Below are 19938 nucleotides of genomic sequence, written 5' to 3'. Positions count from 1 at the left end.
CGACATCCGGCACTGAAATAGTCCACATTGCCTTTCGCCTGAGGCGAACACGACACCGTGCCAAGCCGCTATCGTGGAGGCACAACTTGTGACACGGGGTGCCCTGCGGGGCTGAGAACACACCCGTCGAACCTGATCTAGTTAGAACTAGCGAAGGGATGTCGTGCATGTCGCGTACGCCACCAAACTTTTTGACCGCCACTCAAGACGCGCTCGAGGCGGTGAGATCGACGTCGCCGCTCGTGCAGTGCATCACCAATAGCGTGGTGGTGGGCTTCACCGCCAACGCTCTGCTCGCCGTGGGCGCGGCACCGGCCATGGTGGATATCCCAGAGGAAGCGGGCATGTTCGCTGGGGTGGCATCCGGAGTGCTGATCAACCTGGGGACCTGTCGCGAGGAGCAGCGCGCTGCAGCCCTTGAAGCTGCGACGGCCGCCAACGCTGCCGGAACGCCGTGGGTGCTCGACCCGGTCGCTATCGGGGCTCTGCCAGTGCGCACACCGCTCGCGTATCGCCTGCGTGACCTCGGGCCCTCCATCGTGCGGGGCAACGCCTCAGAGATTCTGGCGCTCGCCGAGCTCGGTGAAGGCGGCCGTGGTGTCGACAGCACGAGCAGTGTGGATGCCGCACTCACCGCCGCGCAGATGCTCGCGCGGGTGACCGGCGGCGCTGTCGCGGTATCGGGAGCGACTGACCTCGTGACCGATGGCGTGAGCGTTGTGCGACTGACGAACGGGCATCCGGTGCTGACCAAGGTCACCGGTGGTGGCTGTGCACTCGGAGCGATCATGGCGGCGTTTGCGGCGGTGACTCCGGATGCGTTGACCGCGGCAGTAGCGGCGACGAGCGTGTACACGGTAGCGGCCGATCTCGCGGCGGAACGTTCGGCACTGCCGGGGAGTTTCGCGGTAGCGCTGTTGGATGCCCTGAGTGAAGTATCAGTAGACGACATTGCAGAACGGGCGGTGATCGCGTGAGCGGCGTGCGCGAGAACGAGAGAGCGGTAGGCAACGGTTTTCGCGAGAGCTTCGACCTCTCGACCTATCTCGTGACGGACTCGGCCCAGGCCCGCGCTGCCGGCCATGACTTGGTCGATCTTGTCTATGAGGCCGTCGCCGGGGGAGTGACCGTCGTTCAGATTCGGGAGAAGGACACTCCCGCCCATGAATTTCTCGACATCGTCTTGCGGGTGTCGACCGCAGTGGCACGGAAAGTGCCCGTGCTCGTCAATGACCGTGTCGACGTGTACCTAGCGGCCCGCGAAATGGGTGCCAAAGTCGCCGGAGTACATGTGGGGCAGAACGACTTGCCCGTGTCATCCGTTCGCGCACTTGTCGGGCCGGATGCCATTGTCGGGTTGAGCGCTTCTACCGAGGATCAGCTGTTTGCGGCGGGGGTGCGCTCTGCCGGGGTCGACTACGTCGGTATCGGCGCGCTGAACCCCACGACGACCAAGAAGGATGCTCCGGATGCTCTGGGGCATGCCCGCATGGCCGAGCTCGTCGCAGTCAGCAAACTGCCGACTGTGGCTATCGGCGGTATTGGGCTTGAGGATCTTCCGTTGTTGCGGGCCGCTGGCGCTGACGGTGCTGCGGTGGTGTCCGCTATCTGTGGCGCTGCCGACCCGCGAGAAGCGGCACGGGCGCTCGCCGCAGCGTGGGCCGGCATGGATAGGGCTGAAGACGAGGGGGAAGACGCGTGAGCAAAGTGCGGGTACCGCGGGTACTGAGCATCGCCGGCAGCGATCCTTCGGGTGGGGCCGGCATCCAGGCTGACCTCAAGTCGATTGCAGCCAATGGCGGCTACGGCATGGCGGCGATCACGGCGCTGACCGCCCAGAACACGCAGGGCGTGAGCGGCGTGCATGTGCCGCCGGCCTCGTTTCTGAAGGAACAGTTGGATGCCGTCAGCGACGACGTCACGATCGACTCGGTGAAGATTGGGATGCTCGGCACTCCGGAGGTCGTTGCTGTCGTGCAGGAATGGCTGGCGCGGGTCAAGCCGCCGCTCGTTGTGCTTGACCCGGTGATGGTTGCGACCAGTGGAGATCGCCTGCTGGATACCGAAGCCGAGCTGGCACTGCGGGAATTGGTGCGGATCAGCGATCTGGTGACACCGAACATCCCCGAGCTCGCGATTATTGCGGGGGAGCCTGCCGCCGAGACCTGGGACGAGGTGCTGGCGCAGGCGGGGCGAGTCTCTGCCTCCTACGGGGTGCGCGTATTAGCCAAGGGCGGCCACTTGAGTGGGGCCGAGGCTCCGGACGCGCTCGTGGATGCTCGTTTCGGGAACGCACCGATCGTGACTGAGTTCGCCGGCATCCGCCTAGAGACCACGAACACGCACGGAACGGGCTGTTCGCTGTCGAGTGCGCTCGCGACGCGCATTGCGGCGACTGGGGATTGGGCTGCCGCGGCGGGGGAGTCGAAGCGGTGGTTGAGCGAGAGCATCCGTGCCGGTGCAGCGCTGCAAGTGGGGAGCGGGCACGGGCCCATCAACCACTTTGCGGGGCTGTGGGCGCGTGGGGGCGTAGAGACGGCACCAACGGCGGCAGAGGTGCGGGAGCACTGGTGGGGCGAGATTGCGGGCATCCGCGCTCAGATCGACAACGGTGACTTTGTGCGGGCGCTGGGGGATGGTTCCCTCGAGCGGGGCGACTTCGTCTGGTACCTAGCTCAGGATGCGCTCTATCTGCGCGATTATGCGCGGGCGCTCGCCGAAGCCGCCCGGCTGGCACCCACCGCTGCGGAACAAGCCTTCTGGGCATCAAGCGCTGAAGGCTGCATCGTGACGGAACTGCAGTTGCACGAGTCGTGGTCCCCCGAGGGCGAAGTGTTCGCCGCCTCGCCCAGTGCGACCACCACCGGGTACCTCAACCACCTGCTCGCAACGGCTGCCCGCGGTCACTATGCGGTGCTCGCTGCCGCCCTGTTGCCGTGCTTCTGGGTGTACCACGACGTCGGTTCGCGCCTGCACCCGCTCGCGCACGCCGAGCACCCCTACGCCGACTGGCTGACCACCTACGCCGATGACGCCTTCACGGATGCCACCGAGCAGGCCATCACGATAGTGACGGCGCTCGCCGCAGATGCCACCCCGCCGGTTCGGGATGCGATGCTGGTGGCTTTCGTGGCCTCCACGGAGCACGAACGCGAGTTCTTCGCTGCCGCGCACGGGGTTAGCTCGAACTGATTTTGCGTTAGTGCCGCATTTGACCCCAATGTGAACACGAGCTCTCAAATTCCGCGTTAGGATAGTGGAGTTGTCGCGGGCTGTAGCGCAGCTTGGTAGCGCACCTGACTGGGGGTCAGGGGGTCGCAGGTTCAAATCCTGTCAGCCCGACAATGTGATGTTGTAAGACATCGGAATAACCCGAACTCACGCTTTGTAAGTTCGGGTTATTTTTTTGCCCCGGTGGGCTGATAATCGCGGTTGAGATCTATCGTGAGCTCCCGCAGGACCTCTCCGGTCGCGGCGTTGATGACGGTCACGTCGAGTTCTTGAATGAGCAGGATGACGTGGGTTCCGGCATGACCGAGCGGATAGTTCGGGGCTTGATCACGGACTCGTTCGGGTCGCGTTCTCCGACGAGATTCCTGCACAAGGCGTCGGCGCGAACACTACGCAAGAATTGGAGTGAACCCCTCTCCGACTTACGGATGCCGCGAACTCGCGACACGCGATGTTTGCGATGCAGCGCACCTTCGTAGGCATAGACGTCGCTGGAACAGGGGTGCATTGAGGAACCGTTTCATGTTGCAAAAGCCGCGCTACGCTCATCCGTCGGAACGCTGACGGTTCATGCCGTTGCTGCGCAGTGGGCCCAGTTAAGGGGGTGCTCTATGGGTGTGATCTCGATAATGAGCAGGACTAAGATTGGGGAGTTGGCGGCGCGGAAGTAAACCGCGCGGCACTGGGAAAGCGGAGATTTGATGGCGAATCGATATGACTTACAGCCGAACGAAGTGGTGCTGATCAAAGAGGAGAGCGTCATGCACGGCGGCTTCATGTCGGCGTACACACACGAGTTGATTCTTACTAATTTGAATCTAGTACTGGTCAAGAAGGGGATGTTCGGGAACTCCAAGGGCATCCTTAGCTTTCCGGTGAACCAGATAAAGGTCCATAATCAACGTGCACAAGCGATGATTGGCAAGGCTACTAACGGCACCAACCTGCTCGAGGTCTACTTTCTCAACGGACACGAGAAGTTCGCCTTCCAATCTGGCGGGAAAAAGAAAATCAACGCTTGGATAGCGAAGATTAATGAGGCGGTTACGGGCGAAGCACCATCGGACGAACCAGTTTCGGGCATGGCGCTCCCTGGCGCTGAGCTTGTTGCGGGCGTGATGAAGGACACACTTGGTGTGTTCAAGTCGAGACTTGGTGTGAAGTCAGGCACTCCAGTCAAATTGGCGGTCAAGTGCAGCTCATGCGGTGCGCCAGTCGCGGGGGTTCAAGGGCAGCGAGTTGCTTGTGAGTACTGCGGTTCAGCTCAGCAGTTGTAGACATCGAAAAAAGGGATAACCATTGGGAATTATTCAGGCTTTCAGCGGCGCAATCGGCGGAACCCTCGCGGATCAGTGGAAAGATATCGTCACCGCGGGGCACTTCAACGAATACACCGTGGTCGCTCCCGGGATCTATCAACAGTCCAATGCCGGGCGAGGCTCGAATTTTAGAGGTTCAGTAGATGTCATCTCTAACGGGTCAAAAATTTTTGTCCCCGAGAACACTGCTGCCGTAATCTTCAGTCAAGCTGGGATCGAGGATGTCGTAACGCAATCTGGCGGATACGAGTATCTCAACGGACAACCGAGCATCTTCAACGGCGATGGTTTTACTGCGTCAATCGTGAACCAGACGATTGATCGATTTGGCTATGGCGGGCAAACATCCGAGCAAAAATACATTGCTTTTGTAAACCTGCGCGAAATCCGAGGACTCAAGTTCGGCACGCGCGGGCCGATGGTGTACCACGACCGTTTCTACGGGGCCGATCTTGAGCTGCTGGCGTTTGGGACTTTCTCACTTCAGATCGTCGATGCGGTTGCCTTCGTCCGAAACTTCCTGCCGGCGAATGTGCGATATTACGCGTTCGACAGCGCGGAAGCTAGACAGCAGATTTCCTCGGAATTTATGCAGGCGTTTATCGTTGCGGTCAATTCGCTGTCGGCGACCCACCGTATTTCTGAATTGCCCTCGCAGGCTGGCGCCGTAGCAGAGCTGATCGCTGATGACAGTTCCACACTTGGCTCCTGGATCACAAGATATGGGCTCGATGTGGTCCAGGTTGGGATTGAGAGCATTGCGCTCTCTCCCGAGTCGCGGGAGCTGGTCAAACAGTACTCTTCGAACAAAATGAACCTCTCCGCGTTCGAAGGTATCTCGCAGCAAGCGTCGAATGTTGCCGCTCAGCAGAAGGTGGCTCAAGGCGTTCAGGATAACGGCCTCGGAGAGGGAGGCGGGATGCTCTTCGGCATGAACTTGGCTCAGGCCATAAGCCCTTTGACGGCGGCTCCTGTAGCCCAAAGTGTTGCGCCGGTTGCTCCGGCCGAAAGCATGACGCTTGATCAGCAAATTGAGACGGTCAAGAAGCTCAAGGACCTCGTCGACGCTGGAATATTGACCCAAGACGAGTTCGATGCGAAGAAGAAGCAGGTTATGGGACTCTAATGTCTCTCGCGATGGAAAGCAGAGGAGTCTAGTTGACCAAATCTTCTGAATGCCTCTTACACCGCGAAGTCGCTCCACAAAGATCACTGAAGTGAGCTTTGTGCGACTGGACACTGTGGCGCCGGATCTTGTGGAAGAGATATCCCAGCTTGAGGCCTCGCAGCTAGGTGCTATATCGAGCGCAGTCGCGGCCTGGGCGCTCGAGCAGGTGGAGATAGGGGATCCTCGCCTCGTCGTAGCGCGCTCCGCTCTGAAGGCTGGGCGCGTGAGTGATCGAGTTCGCGACCAACTGTGGGAACTAGTGCAAGAACTGGACGAGTCGGCTTGGGATCTTCAGGATGCAGAGGCGGGCGACGAGAGCGCTCACGGGTACGCGAACGCGTTTGCCCGAGCCCGGTCAGTGAACGCACTCTGGTACGCCATCGCGGTACCGATTACCACTGAGACAGTATTGGATTGCCTCTACGAAGTGCAGGCGGCTACTGGTGACCTTGATGCTCTGCGAACGGCGGTAAGTCGAGTTCTAACGCGTTAAAACCCACGCACTAGAACTTGTTCTGCAGCTCGCAGACGATGTCCACCTCGATGGGGGTGCCATCTTCAAACGTGCCGGCGAAGCGCACTTCGACGAGGTCGCGGCTTCCGTCTGCGGTTCGAGGGCCGAGTTCTGTGAGCGAAGCGATCTCGCCTTGCGCCGGGGTTTCTACGCCTGCTGCTCCGACGAGGTCGTTGAATCGAAACTGAGATTCATTGACCGCAACGAAGTTCATCGCCTCATCTTCGTGCGCCTTCACGTTGTCGATCCCGACGATCGTAAAGATGCCGGGGATGCTGAGGTCTCCGACATCCTCCTTCCCTGCTAGACGGCTGATCTCGCAGTCGCCGGTGAAGTCCTGGAACTCGACCCCGTTAACGGTCACGGTGGCGTTTCCGACATCGTCGGACGTGAATCCGCCCGCGGCAGGCTCCTCCGATGCCGCTTCGTCTTCCGCGGTCTCCTCAGCGGTGCTTGAGTCATCCGTTGTGCCTGTGTCGATCGACTCGTCGTCGGTCGACGTCGAGCAGGCCGCGAGTGTCGCCGTGATGGCGAGGACCATGGCAGCAACCTGAACCCTTCGCACTGCAGAGAGGGGAGTGAGGGCGAAAGGCGTGCGCGGCATAGTCATGGGATTAAGCGTGCCGACCGGCAGCCAGTATCCGCAATACGTCTTTAGGCGTACGCACGCGGGTAATGTGTTGGAGCATGGGACTGAGCGATGCTGACGCACAAGCGGTCCTTCGGGTCGCCGGGCGGCTCACCGCGCATCCGCCCCTCGATTTCGCGGATGTGCTCGAAGCGGTGCGCGAAGTGATCGACTGCGACAGCGCATCTTTCAATGACATGGTGCTGGCGGCGCGCGACTTTCGCTACGTGATTGTGCCCGCCGCTGGGATCGAGCTCGCTACTCGGCTGAAGCCCGAGTACGACAAGTACTTTCACCAGCATCCGCTGATTGCTGCAGCGACTTCTGAGCCCGGGCTTGGTGCCATTCGCTTCAGCGACGTTGAGGGCGCCGCGGACTTCACGAACACCGAGCTGTACCGTCATTTTTATGAGCCGTTCGACGTGCGTTTTCAGCTCGTCGTTGAGCTGCCATCACCGCCGGATGTCGTGGTCGGCTATGCCCTCAATCGCAGCGAGCGGATGGGGGAGTTCAGCGATCGCGACGTGGCCGTCATGAACGCCCTCAGCGGACACCTTGCCATGCACCATCGGGCAGCACTCGATGCCGAGCGCGCCCTGCTCGTGAATGCAGAGATGGATCGTTACGCCTGGGCGGTGGTGTCGGTGCGGTCGGATGGGGCGGTGGAAGCGTCGTCATCGCACGTGCTGAACGTAGGGGATCGAGTTCCGGACGAGCTCGCAGCGATCGTCGCCGCTGCCGACTCGACACCGGGCGAAGAAGCTCAACATGACGTGATGATCGGCACGCAGCGATGGCACTGCATCGTGCATCCGGTGAGGCTTGGTCCCACGGTGCTGTTCCTGCGGCGACAACAGGATGTCGCGGCAGATGCGGCTGCGCTTCTGGCAGCTGGTCTCACGCGCCGCCAAGCTGACGTCGTGATTGCGCTTGCGCGCACGGGTGGTTCGAACAACGAGCTTGCGCGAGAACTCGGGATGTCAGAGTCGACGGTAAAGAAGCATCTGGAGGGAATCTTCCGGGTGCTTGAGGTGACGAGTCGTGCTGCTGTAGTGCTGCGGTTGCGCGAGCTGAGCGCCGCCAGTAACGGTGCTCTGCGCTAAAGATCGCAGTTCGATGCACTGCCGCCACGCTGATCGCGCGGCTAACCCGTTCTGCTGCGCGCGGATGGTGCGCGCGACACGGTGAGTGCTCTCGTCGGGACCTCCCCAGCACCGAGTGGTCCAGCATCCATTGCTTACCTGACGAATGCTTGCTAGCGTCTCGATATATACAAAGTTGTCTACCCGTAAGAGGGGTGAGTGCTATTCCAGCCTACGAATATTCTTGCGCCGAACACGGGCATTTCGACAAACGTGCCTCTATGAGTGACATTCCTCAGGTGGCCTCGTGCCCAGCTTGTTCCGGCGACGCGCCCCGTGTTTTCAGCTCGCCTCTCCTCAATCTGGGGGATTCCGGAGCAAGACGGCTTCTTGACGCGACCAACGCGACGGCGGATGCGCCGCGAGTTGTCGGCGCGCCACCATCGGGTTCTCGTAGGCCCCAACGGGTTACCTACGATCCTCGAGCGCAGAAATTACCGCGCGCCTAGAGAAAAAATACAGGAAGCGAGATCCAGATGAGTGCTGTCGGTTTGCTATATGTAGGTGCAGTTCTATTCCTCAATGGGCTCGCGCTGATGGGCATCGTGAAAGGCACCGGGGCTACACCCATCAACTGGTTCGTCGGGTTCCTGCAGGTTCTCACCCCCACCTACCTGATCTTCACCGCCGGGGGTGACGCTGCGGTAATTTTCTCCGCGAGTGGTCTTTACCTGTTCGGCTTCACCTACCTCTACGTCGCGATGGGGAACACCTGGGGCCACGACCCGACAGGGCTCGGCTATTTTTCTCTCTTCGTCGCAATCATGGCCGTCGCTTACGCCGTCGCGAATCTGGTCTGGTTCGGGGACTACGCGTTCTTTGTCATTTGGCTCGAATGGGCCGTCTTGTGGTTCCTTTTCTATCTGGTGCTTGGCAAGGGGATGACGTCGCTCACCTGGATCACCGGTGCGGTTGCCGCCGTGCAGGGGTGGATCACCGGCGCGATTCCTGCCTTCCTTCTGCTCACGGGAATCTGGCAGACACTCAACGGCGCGATCGTCGCCGTAGTTCTCGCTGTTGTTTTCATCGTCGCGATGGCCATCATGCGAAGCCGGCAACCAGCCCCAACAGAGGAGGTGGCCCACTCGAACGCCTAAGCATTCACCGCCGGTCATTCCGAGGCGAGTGCCGTTTTCACGAGACTCACAAGTATCTGCTTCATCTTTGAAAGGAAAAAAATGTCTGAGAATCTGTTTCCCTTAGATTCTGAAAAATCCTTTACCGACCAGAAACTGGTTGGCCACAACCGATGGCATGGGGACATCCCCGCAGCCGTCACGGTGAAACCCGGACAGATCTTTCGAGCTGACTGCCGTGAATGGTTCGACGGGGCAATCGTCAATGATGACTCAGCCGATGACATCGCCAATGCACCGCTAGAGAGCGTCCACGTATTGAGCGGACCGTTCGCTATCGAAGGCGCGGAACCCGGAGACCTGCTGATCGTCGACATTCTCGATATCGGCTCGATTCCGAATGAGTCTGGCCCACTTGCCGGCCAGGGCTGGGGCTACACCGGCGTCTTCACGAAGAACAACGGCGGAAGCTTCCTCGTCGACCAGTTCCCCGACGCCTACAAGGCCATTTGGGATTTCGAAGGCGGCTACGCTACTTCTCGCCACGTGCCGGAAGTGCGCTACCGCGGCATCACCCACCCCGGTCTGATGGGGGTCGCGCCCTCCAGCAAGCTGCTGTCGACGTGGAACTCTCGCGAGGCTGCACTCATCGCAACTGATCCGCACCGGGTACCACCGCTCGCGCTTCCCCCGGAACCGCGTTCGGCTATCCTCGGTTCACTCACCGGAGCGGAGTTCGATCGGGTGAGCAACGAAGGTGCTCGCACGGCACCGCCCCGTGAGAATGGTGGAAACCAGGACATCAAGAACTTCACCAAGGGCACACGTGTTTTCTATCCCGTCTACGTCAAGGGGGCGAATCTCTCCTTCGGTGACCTGCATTTCAGCCAGGGCGACGGCGAAATCACGTTCTGCGGTGGCATCGAGATGGGCGGATTCGTCGAGCTCAAGGTCGACATCATCAAGGGCGGTATGGAGAAATATGGGGTGTCGGAGAACGCCATCTTCCAACCGGGAATCGAAGGCCCGCAGTACAGCGAATGGCTCGCATTCAGCGGCACCTCAGTGACGTTGGATGGTGAGCAGAAGTACCTCGACTCCGATCTCTCGTACCAGCGCGCGTGCTTGCACGCGATCGACTACCTGACGAAGTTCGGGTACAGCCCCGAGCAGGCGTACCTCCTTCTGGGATCCGCGCCCATCGAAGGTCGACTGTCTGGTGTTGTGGATATCCCCAACTCCTGCGCCACCGTGTACCTGCCCACCGCGATGTTTGACTTTGATGTCACTCCGTCAAAGGGCGGTCTGCACCAAATCAATCCCGGAATCGGGGCCCCGCGCACGGCAAACAGTTAGTCGAGTGAGCTGACGCCTTTCGGGGCGATCGGCAGCTTGAAGAGAAAGCGGTGCGTCGCCAGCTATGCCGGCTGACGTGCCGCTTTTTCGTTCTTCGATTCGCTACCGGCTTTGCTACACGATCGTGCGCGATGAAAGCTGTGCAGTCGGCTGTGCAGTCGGCTGTGCAGTCGGCTGTGAAGTCGGTTGATGACCTCGATAGGCACGGGGAATGATTGCCTGAGCAATGGTCTAAGAATTCCCCGCGCCAGTAATCGAAGCTCTAGTCCTTGCGCTTGCTGGCGGCCTTATCTTTCTTATCGGCGCGCTTCTCTTTGAGAGACTTGCTCGCTACAGTCTTGCCGCTGGATTTCTTGGGTGATTTATCGGCCATGACGTTATCCTCCTGTGAGCCGAGTGGCTCGTTCCCTGAGCGTACCCCGCCTGCGGCGTCGGATGATGTGTGTGTGTGTGTGTGTGTGTGTGTGTGTGTGTCGCGAACCGAGCTGCTGGGCGGCTAGGCAAGTTGGTCAGTCGAACTCGTCAGCCGACCGGCCCGGCAACTTCGAAGTAGTGTGCCGCGAGCCGGTGCAATCCCTCGTCGATGCTGACCGCCGGCGACCAGTCCAAGGCCTCGCGGATGTCGCGCTGATCGAACCAGTGCGCGGTCGAGAGCTGCTCGGCGAGAAAGCGTGTCATGGGTGGCTCATCCGCTCCGGGGCGCACAGCCCAGACCCGCTCGACGGCAGAGCCCGCGGTGCGCGCGAGGGCCGACGGGATGCTCCAGCGCGGCGGCTGAACACCGGCGGCGATGCAGATGGCGGCGAGGATGTCGCCGACAGGGCGCGGTTCACCATTGGTGAGTACGTAGGCCTTGCCGTGCGCTGTGTCGGCGTGGTGCAGGGCTGCGACGATTCCGGATGCCGCGTTGTCGACGTACGTCGTGTCGATGAGGGCGGTGCCGCCATTGAGCAGGGGGAGTCGTCCGCTGCGCGCGCGGTCGACGATGCGACCCACGAGTTGGGTATCGCCCGGACCCCAGACGAGGTGGGGACGGATGGCGATGACCCGCATGGCGTCAGAGTCGCGGGCGAGCGCCAGCAGTTCGGCCTCGGCTTTGGTGCGGGCGTAGTCGCCGCGGGCGTTCTCGGGTGAGGCCGGTTCGGCACCGACGCCCGCGAGGGCCGAGCCGGCGTGCGCGACCGAGGGTGACGACACCTGGACGAAGCGCGAGACACCCGCAGCCTCGGCGGCCGAGAGCACGGTGCGCGTTCCCTCGACGTTAACCGTCTGGAACGCCCCGGGGTCGCCGGCCAACGAGACCTTTGCGGCGAGGTGGATGACGCCTTCTGCGCCGTCAGCCGCGCGCGCAACGTGCTCAGGGTTATTGATCGAGCCGAGAAAATCGGTGACGCCGTCCACGCCGGATGGTCGGCGCTGCAGCGTGCGAACCTCGTGTCCAGCGGCGACTAACTCAGCGGCGACGGCGCGACCGAGGAAGCCGGATGCTCCGGTGACGACCACGATCATGGCGCGGTCGGCTTTCCGCCAGCAAGCAGACGTTCAGCCCAGTCCGAAAGCCGTGACCGGTCAATCTTGGAGTTGTGGCGGATGTCGGTCGGCAGCTGCGGAACGACCAGCACGGCAACCAGAGGAAGCGTGGTGCTCGCGCGCACCGCCGCGGTCAGCTCGGGGCTCGCGAGCCCGGGGCGCTTGGCCGTCGGAATCGTTTCGACAACGGCGACGGCTTGGCGTAATCCGTGCGGACCAACGCCGACGACAGCGGCACGGCGAACGGCCGCGACGCCTTCAACGTCTTGCTCAGCGCCGACGGGAGCGATCGGCCCCGTCGAGCTGACGATGACGTGGGGGAGGCGACCTTCGACCCAGAGGCGTCCGTGTTCGTCGAGGTGTCCGACGTCGCCGGTGCGGTGCCAGCGCGTGGGCTGGTTGGCCGCAGCGTTGGTCGTGTCGCTTGCGTCGACGGCATCCGAAGTCGCGGCATCGGCCTCAATCCCGGTCTCCCGGACAGCGGCACGATCAGTCAGCCACAACCGGTCGTAGTGATCCTTGAGGTGCGGCGCCGAGATGATGATTTCGCCGAGGACGCCGGGCTCTGCGCTCGGTGCTCCGGTGGCGACACCGTCGGAGTCGAGGGCGCTGATGCGCACGAGGTTATCGCCGATCGGCGTTCCGACGCAGACGCCCGTATTGGCGTCACCGGCGGCGGCACGGATGCCGTCGAGGGTGAGGTCGGTCACGAGGAGGCATTCGGTCATGCCGTAGGGCGAGTGCGCGATCGCGTTCGGCATGACGGTGCCGGCGGCGGTGAGTAGCTCTGCGCTGATGGGTGCACCGGTGGAGAGGAAGGTGTGCACTCGCTCGAGCTCGGTGCGGTCGTCTGCCGTGAGATCTCCGGCGGTCGCGACGACGTTGAGAATCGCGGCAGGGGAGAGGAACACCATGCTGGCGCCGGATGCCTTCACTGCGGCGGCGACAGCGTGGGCGGTGAGCGTGCGGGGAGCCGAGACATCCATCTCGGGCGTCACGGATCGCGTGCCGAGCGCCGGACCGAGCAGGGCGAAGGGCGCGAACCCTGTCACGAGGCCGGTGTCGGCGGTCACCTCGAAGTGTTTCGCGAGCACATCGCGCAGGGCGGAGAGCTGACCGTGGCGGTAGACGACGCCCTTGGCGGGGCCGGTCGATCCCGAGGTGAAGAGAATCGCGGCGTCATCTTCTGCGCGCGGCGGGGCCGGGAGGGGAGTGCTGACGCCGAGCGTGATGAGGTCGCGCAGGCTGAACGAGACTCCGAGCGCGGCGGCGGAAACCTTGGGCAGGCGCGCGGTGGAGATGCGCACTCCGGGCCAGCCGAGGGTGCGGGCGGCGGCGAGGCCGGGAGCTTCGCCGATGACGTAGTCGGGCCAGGATCCGCGCACGGCACGGGTGAGTCCCTTGACGCCGAGGCCGGCATCCGCGACGACGATGATCGCGCCGATGCGCAGGCAGGCGTAAACGACAGCGGTGAGGGTCGGCCCGGGTGGGACCAGCAGCGAGACTCGCTGGCCTTTGCGAACGCCGATGGCGGTAAGGCCGGCGGCGATTTCGCTGACGCGGTCCGCGAGTTGCTTCCAACTGACCTGCTGCGGGCCGCGGCTTCCGCGCGTCGACATGTCGATCACGGCGGTGGCGGTGTCGTCCCGGCGGGCGTCGAGGTTGTGCCAGAGCGGGACGAAGGATGCGGCATCCGCGTCGGTGTCGGTCGCTTCGGCAAACGCCTCGCGAGGCGACAGCGCCGAAGAACCAGGATCGGTAATGCTGGCGGCATTGTCGCCAAGCCAGGTCAGCACCGATCCGGCGTAGGGTGCGTCTTCGGCGAGCATGTGGCCGGCGCCTTCGAAGCGGTGCACGTTGGCGTGGGGGAGGCGCTCGATGAGGTCGTCGAGGTAGTAGTCGCTAAAGATGGGGTCGCGTGGGCCCCACAGCATGAGCGTCGGCAGGTCGAGCGCGGCGACTCCGGCGGCGATGCGTTCGAGTTCAGCGAAGCTTTCGTGGCTGGCGTCGGCGGGGATGTCGGCAACGAAGCCGCCGATTCCTCCGCGGCGATCGGCGGTGCGATACGGCGCGCGGTAGGCGTCTTTCACCGCTGCGTCGAGCGGATCGGTGGTGAGCGCCAACGTGGTTTCGAGGAACGCGGGGGTGCGCACGGTGGAGGAGGCGAGCATCCCGCGTGCCCGGGCCAGTCGCAACGGTGCGGGGATCGGCTTACCGGCTTCGTGATGCACGGCGGTGTTGAGCAGCATGACGCCGGTGAGTTGCGCCGGGTGGTCGACGGCCCAGCCGAGGGAGACGACGCCGCCCCAGTCGTGGCCGAGCGAGATGACCGGCCCGGTGAGGTCGAGGGTGTCGGTGAAGGCCGAGAGATCGCTGACCCGTTGGGCGAGTGGGCGGTGGATGCCGGTGCGCTCAGAGAAGCCCATGTCAAGTTGGTCGACGGCGATAATGCGCCACGCGGAAGTTCCCGCTTCGGCAGCGGCGAGTGACTGGTTCAGCAGGTCGCGCCAGTAGTACGACCAGGTCGGGTTGCCGTGCACGGCAAGGATGGTGCCGATGACGGGCACGCCGAGGCGAGCGAGTTCGGCGCCGGTGTCGAGGTAGTGCCAGTCGCGGGTGAGCCCAGCATCCGCCCCGCTGCCGGGAACGGCAATGATGTGGCTGAAGCGCGGGTCGAGCCCCGGGAGATCGAGCGGTGGGGTGCCGGCGGGCGCAGTTACCATGCGAGCTCCATCATTGCGGTGTTGAGGCCGGAGCCGACGCCCATGAGCAGCACGCGGTCGCCCTTTTTGAGGGTGCCTTGGGCTTCATCAAGCGTGATGGGGATCGAGGCGGGGCCGACGTTCCCATAAAGGGGGAAGGTGGTGGGCACGCGGTCGCGGTCGAGTTTCGCGGCTTTGACGATGGCGTTGGTGTGCACGGATGACACCTGGTGGGTGACGTACATGTCCATCTTTGACCAGTCCCATTCGGTGGATGCTTCTTTCCACGCCGAGACGACGAGGTCGAGGCCACCTTTAAGGAGGGCTTTCGCGTCGGTGAACATGCCGTCGACGCTGCCGACGCAGAGTTCGTGAAACTGGGTTGCTGCGCGGGTGACGCCGCCGAGAATCGGATGACCGGCCGGATGTTCGTCGGTGCGTCCGAGCACCGCGGCAGCAGCTCCGGAACCGAGGGTGAGGGAAGCGAATTCGCTCATGAAGCCCTCTCGGTCGCCGTCTTGCTTGAGCAGGCGGTCGATAGTGTTGGTTTGGATGTCGTCGGCGTCTTCGCCATTGACGATGATCGCGTAGCGAATCTGGCCCGATTCGATCATGTTCGCGGCCAGGTTCATGCCGCTGACGAAGCCGAGGCAGGCATTGGCGACGTCGAAGTTGATCGCGGAGCTGGGCAGCCCGAGCCCGTGGTGCAAGCGCACGGCAACCGAAGGCTCAAGGTGTTTGCGGCTCACAGACGTGTTAATAAGGAGTCCGACTTCGGAGGCATCCACTCCCGCTTCAGCGAGGGCACGTTGGCCTGCTGAGACGGTGGCGTCGTCGGATGATTCGCCGTCAGCCCAATTGCGACGCTCCAGCACGCCGGCCACCCGTTGCAGGAGTCTGCTGGGCAACGCAAGGCGCTCGAACGCCGGCGCGAGGCGCGTTTCAAGGTCGCCGGATGTTGTTACACGGCTAGGTAAGGTACTCGCAACCGACAGCAGTGAAACGTTGGCAAAGCGAGTATTGGCATTTCCGGCCACGGAACCTCCGTCGAGAGAGCCACGCTGGCTCAGTAAGCAAGAGACCCAGTTTACGGCAGTTAGCCGAGAGGTAGGTTGACGCGGCGCGACGGAGGCAGGCTAACGAACTTTGCAGTTGGCCCCTCACTGCCTACGACCCGTAGCGCTCGCCCAACTAGTCATGGTGGGTGATGAAGTCAGACGCTTAGCGAATCCAACGCTCAGCGACCCGCAATTCGATGGGACTTTGGACCCTACGGCTTCCGGAATTTGAAAAATATCGTAGATGCGGGTTCGAGGTTTGCCGCTGAAGGCGGTGGGCAGACGGACGTCACTCGATCCGAGACCGTCACGATCAGGTGCGATCTAAATCCACTGCACGTCCTTTCAGGAGGTCTTACATGCTCGACGAAATCTCTCTCAAAGCCCTGATAATCGGGGATCCTGCGCTCAGAAGCGCCACCTATCAGGAGGCCCTAGAGAGATTGGTGAACGAACTCGAGCAGTTGGACATCTCGGTTCGTCAGTCACCCTCGGCGGAGGACGCGGCCATGGTGCTTGGCTCAGATGCGTCCTTCGATGCGGTTGTTGTTGATGTCACGGGCGCGTTAGAGACGGCCAAGGCTGTTCCGCTCCTTCGCGAACGTAACGATAGTGTGCCCATGTTCGTCGTGTCGGGAGCCCGGGGCGCTGAGGACCTGCCTTCGCCAGTCCTCAAACACATCGACCAGTTCATCTACTTGCTCGATGACACTCCAGAGTGGATCGCCGGGCGGATCAGGGATGCGGCGTCGAAGTATCGGCGAGCGATCTTGCCGCCAATGTTTAAGGCACTCGTAGACTTCTCCGAGACCCACGAATATTCTTGGCACACTCCGGGGCACGAGGGTGGCGCAGCCTTTTTGAAGTCGCCGGTGGGGCGTGCGTTCTGGGAGTTCTTTGGCGAGCAAACTTTCCGGTCTGATCTCTCGGTATCGGTGGCTGAGCTGGGCTCGCTTTTAGATCATTCGGGGCCAATTGGCGAAGCCGAGAAGAGGGCCGCGGAAATATTCGGCGCAGACATGACCTTCTTTGTCACTAACGGGACCTCAACGTCGAATCGTGTTATTCACCAAGCGGCAGTCGTCGCTGGCGAAGTGATGCTGTTGGATCGAAACGCTCACAAGTCGATGGAGCAGGCCACGACGATTACCCACGGGGTGCCCATCTATCTCAAGACGACGCGTAATCATCTCGGAATTATCGGGCCGGTTGCACCTGCAGAGATGACGGAGGAAGCTGTTGCTGAAAAAGTAAGAACTTCGCCTTTGATCTCCGAGGCTGGCGCAAAGCCTGTGATTGCTATGATCACCAATTCCACGTATGACGGCCTGCTTTATCACGTACCGACGGTAGAAACCACGCTAGGGACCCACGTCGACCGGCTTCACTTCGATGAAGCGTGGTACGGCTATGCGGCCTTCAACCCGATCTATTCGGAACGCTTCGCGATGCACACCACGGAACGAGCGCAAGACGCCCCGACGACGTTTGCCACACAGTCCACCCATAAGCTCTTGGCCGCACTGTCCCAAGCATCGTACGTGCACATTCGCAATGGGCGGCGCCCGGTCGGTCACGATCAATTCAATGAAGCATTCATGATGCACGCTTCCACCTCGCCGCTGTACGCGATTATCGCGTCCGATGATGTGGCCGCTGCGATGATGGCGGGCACAGGCGGGCAAACCTTGACCACCGAGTCGATCGCCGAAGCCGTCGCCTTCCGGCGAACGCTTGCACGGGTGGCTGCGGAAGAGGGCGACGACGGGTGGATGCCGAGACCGTGGCAACCGCCAACAGTTGTTGGCCGCGATGGCGTAGAACGTTCCTTCGAGGACGCCGACGAGCAGCACCTGATCACGTCCTCCGAGCCATGGCTGTTGCGTTCGGAGGCCTCATGGCATGGCTTCGATCTACCGGACGCCTACGCGATGCTTGACCCGATCAAGGTGACGGTGGAGACGCCCGGACTGGCTTTGGATGGAACGCCGGAACCGTTTGGCGTCCCGGCGGCACTGCTCAGCGCTTATTTGGACGAGAAGGCATCGATCGTTGTGGAGAAAACCCAAGATTACTCGGTGCTCTTCCTGTTCTCGATTGGAGTGACGCGAGGCAAGTGGGGCACGCTCCTGAGCACGATTATCAAGTTCAAGCAAGATGTAGACGCTAACGTCAGCCTGGAGACCGCTCTGCCCGGTGTCTTTCGGTGTGCGCCCGATCGTTACGCCGGCATGGGGTTGCGAGACCTTGCAGAAGAGATGCACGCGGCGATGACGACCAATCACCAATTGCAAAGATTGCATGACGGTTTCGATACGCTGCCTACACAGGTGATGAGCCCCGGAGATGCATATGACCGTCTTGTCCACGGCGAAACCGAAACAATAAAGATTGATGATCTGGCGTCCCATACGCTCGCGGTAGGAATCGTGCCTTATCCCCCTGGTATTCCACTTCTCATGCAAGGCGAAAACTCTGGAACAAACTCCGAACCGTTCGTTCAATATCTCAAGGCTTTGCAGGATTTCGACCGTAGATTCCCGGGATTCGAGCACGATATTCACGGGGTCGACCATATCGACGACACCTACTGGACGCGGGTCGTGAAGGAGGACAATCATGTCTGAGTTAAAGAACGCAGCCCAGCATCCACGCGTAGGGCGTCGCCAGCAAGGAAGCGCCGGCAGCGCAGCTCAGGGTGTTACTCGAGCGAAAGGGCGGGCCGGCAGAGCCGTTACCCTCGGTGTCTTCGCGCTCGCCATGATCGAAGTCAACGCCGTGCTGGCGGTTCGAAACCTGCCGTCAATGGCCGAACTTGGTTGGCACAGTGTTGGTTGGTACGTTCTCGGCCTCCTGCTGTTTTTTCTGCCCCTTTCCCTCATCGGCGCCGAGTTGGCGACCGGCTGGCCCAAAGGTGGAGGTGTCTATGCTTGGGTCAGGGAAGCTTTCGGCGAAAAGTCGGGGTTCATCGCGATCTGGTCGGACTGGATAGAAAACCTCGTCTGGTTCCCGACGGTGCTGGCTTTCATCTCCTCAACCTTGGCGTTCGCGCTGTTCCCTTCGGCGGCAGACAATCGTTGGCTGATGGTAGCCATCATGCTTGGCGTTTTCTGGGCCGTAACCTTAGCTAACTTTTTTGGCGACAGACTCAGCAGTCTGATTAGCAGTATCGGGGCGACAGTCGGGGTTATCCTCCCTACTGGTCTTCTGATCCTGCTGCTGCTCGTCTATGTTCTTGAGGGAAAACACTCGGCTCTTCCCTTCACCGCATCCGGTATGCTTCCCGATCTGAACGCCGGTACGCTGCCCTTTGTCGCCACCATCGTGCTGCTTTTTGCTGGCATGGAAATGGCTGGTTTCCACGCGCTCGAGACTCGAAATCCGTCCCGTGACTACCCCAAGGCGATCTTGCTCTCCGGAGTGATCATCTTCGTTTTTTCGGTTCTCGGCACCATCGCCATCGCGGTCACGGTCAGCACCAAAGATCTCTCCCTCGCCGCCGGGGTCATTCAGGCCACCTCGGCGATGTTCGACTCCGTGGGAGTTCCCTGGCTGACCATACCTATCGCCATCATGCTCGTTATCGGTGTCGTTGCACAGCTCAGCACCTACCTCGTTGGCCCGGCCAAGGCCATCGGGGTCGCTGCAGCGCAGGGCAATCTGCCACCCGTCTGGCGGGAACACAACAGTTTCGGCTCGCCGGTGGCGGTTCTGCTTATTCAAGCGGGGATATCCTCCGTTTTCGCACTGCTGTTCGTGCTCATACCATCGGTCAACACCGTGTATTGGATTCTGACTGCGCTCACCACCCAAGGGCTCATTGTGATGTACGTGCTGATGTTCGCGGCCGCAATCAAACTCCGTTACAGTCAACCGAAAACTCCGCGGCCGTACCGGATCCCCGGTGGGAAGATCGGAATATGGATTGTTGGCGGTATCGCGCTTCTGTCACTGGGATTCGCCTTCGTCGTTGGACTCTTGCCACCAAACACGACCGACACATCAATCTGGTTGTACCTTCCTCTGATGCTTGCTGCGTCCCTACTGTTCACGGTTGGTGTGCCCTTTATCTTCTGGCGCTTCAAGAAACCGGATTGGCGGGCGGAAAACGCGGAGGCGTACCTCACCTCCGATACCCATCCAGAGGAGGTTTCTGGGAATACAAAACCAGACCCCAGTTGATCGCGAACTGAGAGAACTCTCTGACTTCGGTA

The 19938-nt window shown here is 61.5% G+C and carries 17 protein-coding genes, 1 tRNA gene and 1 riboswitch; of the genes, 13 read left to right on the top strand and 5 right to left on the bottom strand.

Going from position 1 to position 19938, the window contains the following annotated elements; genetic code table 11:
* Nucleotides 1-84 precede the first annotated feature (84 nt).
* Nucleotides 85-176, top strand: a riboswitch (TPP riboswitch).
* The 7 genes from thiM to I6E74_RS09650 all read left to right on the top strand — a co-directional run bounded on the left by thiM (nucleotide 168) and on the right by I6E74_RS09650 (nucleotide 6211).
* Nucleotides 168-977: a hydroxyethylthiazole kinase gene (gene thiM / locus I6E74_RS09680; protein WP_197125084.1), complete on the top strand. Its 810-nt coding sequence runs from the start codon at nucleotides 168-170 to the stop codon at nucleotides 975-977. It overlaps the preceding riboswitch by 9 nt.
* Nucleotides 974-1702, top strand: a complete 729-nt coding sequence (thiE, locus tag I6E74_RS09675) for a thiamine phosphate synthase (protein WP_197125082.1) — start codon at nucleotides 974-976, stop codon at nucleotides 1700-1702. Before thiM ends, thiE begins: the two co-directional genes overlap by 4 nt.
* Nucleotides 1699-3192, top strand: a complete 1494-nt coding sequence (locus tag I6E74_RS09670) for a bifunctional hydroxymethylpyrimidine kinase/phosphomethylpyrimidine kinase (protein WP_197125079.1) — start codon at nucleotides 1699-1701, stop codon at nucleotides 3190-3192. Before thiE ends, I6E74_RS09670 begins: the two co-directional genes overlap by 4 nt.
* A 76-nt stretch (nucleotides 3193-3268) precedes the next feature.
* Nucleotides 3269-3342 (top strand) — tRNA-Pro (locus I6E74_RS09665).
* A 590-nt stretch (nucleotides 3343-3932) separates the two neighbouring features.
* Entirely contained in the window at nucleotides 3933-4508 is a 576-nt protein-coding gene (locus tag I6E74_RS14400) for a hypothetical protein (protein WP_231604873.1), read from the top strand.
* Nucleotides 4509-4530: 22 nt separating this feature from the next.
* Complete coding sequence (locus tag I6E74_RS09655; RefSeq protein WP_197125077.1) at nucleotides 4531-5676, top strand: SPFH domain-containing protein; 1146 nt, start codon at nucleotides 4531-4533, stop codon at nucleotides 5674-5676.
* A gap of 265 nt (nucleotides 5677-5941) precedes the next feature.
* Complete coding sequence (locus I6E74_RS09650) at nucleotides 5942-6211, top strand: hypothetical protein (protein WP_197125075.1); 270 nt, start codon at nucleotides 5942-5944, stop codon at nucleotides 6209-6211.
* 10 nt (nucleotides 6212-6221) lie between these two features.
* Here I6E74_RS09650 and I6E74_RS09645 read toward each other — a convergent pair whose 3' ends face one another.
* On the bottom strand, nucleotides 6222-6842 hold the full coding sequence (locus I6E74_RS09645) for a hypothetical protein (RefSeq protein ID WP_197125074.1): 621 nt from the start codon (nucleotides 6840-6842) through the stop codon (nucleotides 6222-6224).
* Between the two features lie 77 nt (nucleotides 6843-6919).
* Between I6E74_RS09645 and I6E74_RS14395 the strand changes: the two genes are divergently transcribed.
* From I6E74_RS14395 to fmdA, 4 genes are all read left to right on the top strand, one after another.
* Nucleotides 6920-7963, top strand: a complete 1044-nt coding sequence (locus I6E74_RS14395) for a LuxR C-terminal-related transcriptional regulator (RefSeq protein ID WP_231604871.1) — start codon at nucleotides 6920-6922, stop codon at nucleotides 7961-7963.
* A gap of 194 nt (nucleotides 7964-8157) precedes the next feature.
* The gene (locus I6E74_RS14825) at nucleotides 8158-8451 is read left to right on the top strand and encodes a zinc ribbon domain-containing protein (RefSeq protein ID WP_197125073.1); all 294 of its coding nucleotides are present in this window, start codon (nucleotides 8158-8160) and stop codon (nucleotides 8449-8451) included.
* A gap of 27 nt (nucleotides 8452-8478) precedes the next feature.
* Nucleotides 8479-9099, top strand: a complete 621-nt coding sequence (locus I6E74_RS09630; protein WP_129071232.1) for an AmiS/UreI family transporter — start codon at nucleotides 8479-8481, stop codon at nucleotides 9097-9099.
* Between the two features lie 81 nt (nucleotides 9100-9180).
* Entirely contained in the window at nucleotides 9181-10434 is a 1254-nt protein-coding gene (fmdA, locus tag I6E74_RS09625) for a formamidase (RefSeq protein ID WP_197125072.1), read from the top strand.
* 114 nt (nucleotides 10435-10548) lie between these two features.
* Here the strand turns inward: fmdA and I6E74_RS14820 are convergent, their stop codons facing one another.
* From I6E74_RS14820 to I6E74_RS09605, 4 genes are all read right to left on the bottom strand, one after another.
* Nucleotides 10549-10647 (bottom strand): PT domain-containing protein, encoded by a 99-nt coding sequence (locus I6E74_RS14820; RefSeq protein ID WP_374221057.1) that lies wholly within the window; start codon nucleotides 10645-10647, stop codon nucleotides 10549-10551.
* 309 nt (nucleotides 10648-10956) lie between these two features.
* Nucleotides 10957-11943, bottom strand: coding sequence for an NAD(P)-dependent oxidoreductase (locus I6E74_RS09615; protein ID WP_197125071.1), 987 nt, complete (start codon nucleotides 11941-11943; stop codon nucleotides 10957-10959).
* Nucleotides 11940-14687 (bottom strand): alpha/beta fold hydrolase, encoded by a 2748-nt coding sequence (locus I6E74_RS09610; RefSeq protein ID WP_197125070.1) that lies wholly within the window; start codon nucleotides 14685-14687, stop codon nucleotides 11940-11942. The genes I6E74_RS09615 and I6E74_RS09610 overlap by 4 nt, the downstream gene beginning before the upstream one ends.
* Complete coding sequence (locus I6E74_RS09605) at nucleotides 14681-15703, bottom strand: 3-oxoacyl-ACP synthase III (protein WP_197125069.1); 1023 nt, start codon at nucleotides 15701-15703, stop codon at nucleotides 14681-14683. Before I6E74_RS09605 ends, I6E74_RS09610 begins: the two co-directional genes overlap by 7 nt.
* Before the next feature lie 380 nt (nucleotides 15704-16083).
* Between I6E74_RS09605 and I6E74_RS09600 the strand changes: the two genes are divergently transcribed.
* On the top strand, nucleotides 16084-18351 hold the full coding sequence (locus I6E74_RS09600; protein WP_197125068.1) for an Orn/Lys/Arg decarboxylase N-terminal domain-containing protein: 2268 nt from the start codon (nucleotides 16084-16086) through the stop codon (nucleotides 18349-18351).
* Nucleotides 18344-19906 carry an APC family permease gene (locus I6E74_RS09595; protein ID WP_197125066.1) on the top strand — a complete coding sequence of 521 codons (1563 nt, stop codon included), beginning with the start codon at nucleotides 18344-18346 and terminating at the stop codon, nucleotides 19904-19906. The genes I6E74_RS09600 and I6E74_RS09595 overlap by 8 nt, the downstream gene beginning before the upstream one ends.
* The last annotated feature ends 32 nt before the right edge of the window (nucleotides 19907-19938 follow it).

It is taken from the genome of Salinibacterium sp. SWN139, from assembly GCF_015864625.1.
Classification (GTDB): domain Bacteria; phylum Actinomycetota; class Actinomycetes; order Actinomycetales; family Microbacteriaceae; genus Rhodoglobus.
Note: the sequence above shows the minus strand (reverse complement) of the source record. Positions and strands in the feature narration are given on the sequence as shown.

Excerpts from the sequence above, each read along its gene's own strand:
- thiM (WP_197125084.1), top strand. The coding sequence starts at position 168 with ATGTCGCGTACGCCACCAAACTTTTTGACCGCCACTCAAGACGCGCTC.
- I6E74_RS14400 (WP_231604873.1), top strand. The coding sequence starts at position 3,933 with ATGGCGAATCGATATGACTTACAGCCGAACGAAGTGGTGCTGATCAAA.
- I6E74_RS09645 (WP_197125074.1), bottom strand. The coding sequence starts at position 6,842 with ATGACTATGCCGCGCACGCCTTTCGCCCTCACTCCCCTCTCTGCAGTG.
- I6E74_RS14395 (WP_231604871.1), top strand. The coding sequence starts at position 6,920 with ATGGGACTGAGCGATGCTGACGCACAAGCGGTCCTTCGGGTCGCCGGG.
- I6E74_RS09630 (WP_129071232.1), top strand. The coding sequence starts at position 8,479 with ATGAGTGCTGTCGGTTTGCTATATGTAGGTGCAGTTCTATTCCTCAAT.
- fmdA (WP_197125072.1), top strand. The coding sequence starts at position 9,181 with ATGTCTGAGAATCTGTTTCCCTTAGATTCTGAAAAATCCTTTACCGAC.
- I6E74_RS09615 (WP_197125071.1), bottom strand. The coding sequence starts at position 11,943 with ATGATCGTGGTCGTCACCGGAGCATCCGGCTTCCTCGGTCGCGCCGTC.
- I6E74_RS09610 (WP_197125070.1), bottom strand. The coding sequence starts at position 14,687 with ATGGTAACTGCGCCCGCCGGCACCCCACCGCTCGATCTCCCGGGGCTC.
- I6E74_RS09600 (WP_197125068.1), top strand. The coding sequence starts at position 16,084 with ATGCTCGACGAAATCTCTCTCAAAGCCCTGATAATCGGGGATCCTGCG.
- I6E74_RS09595 (WP_197125066.1), top strand. The coding sequence starts at position 18,344 with ATGTCTGAGTTAAAGAACGCAGCCCAGCATCCACGCGTAGGGCGTCGC.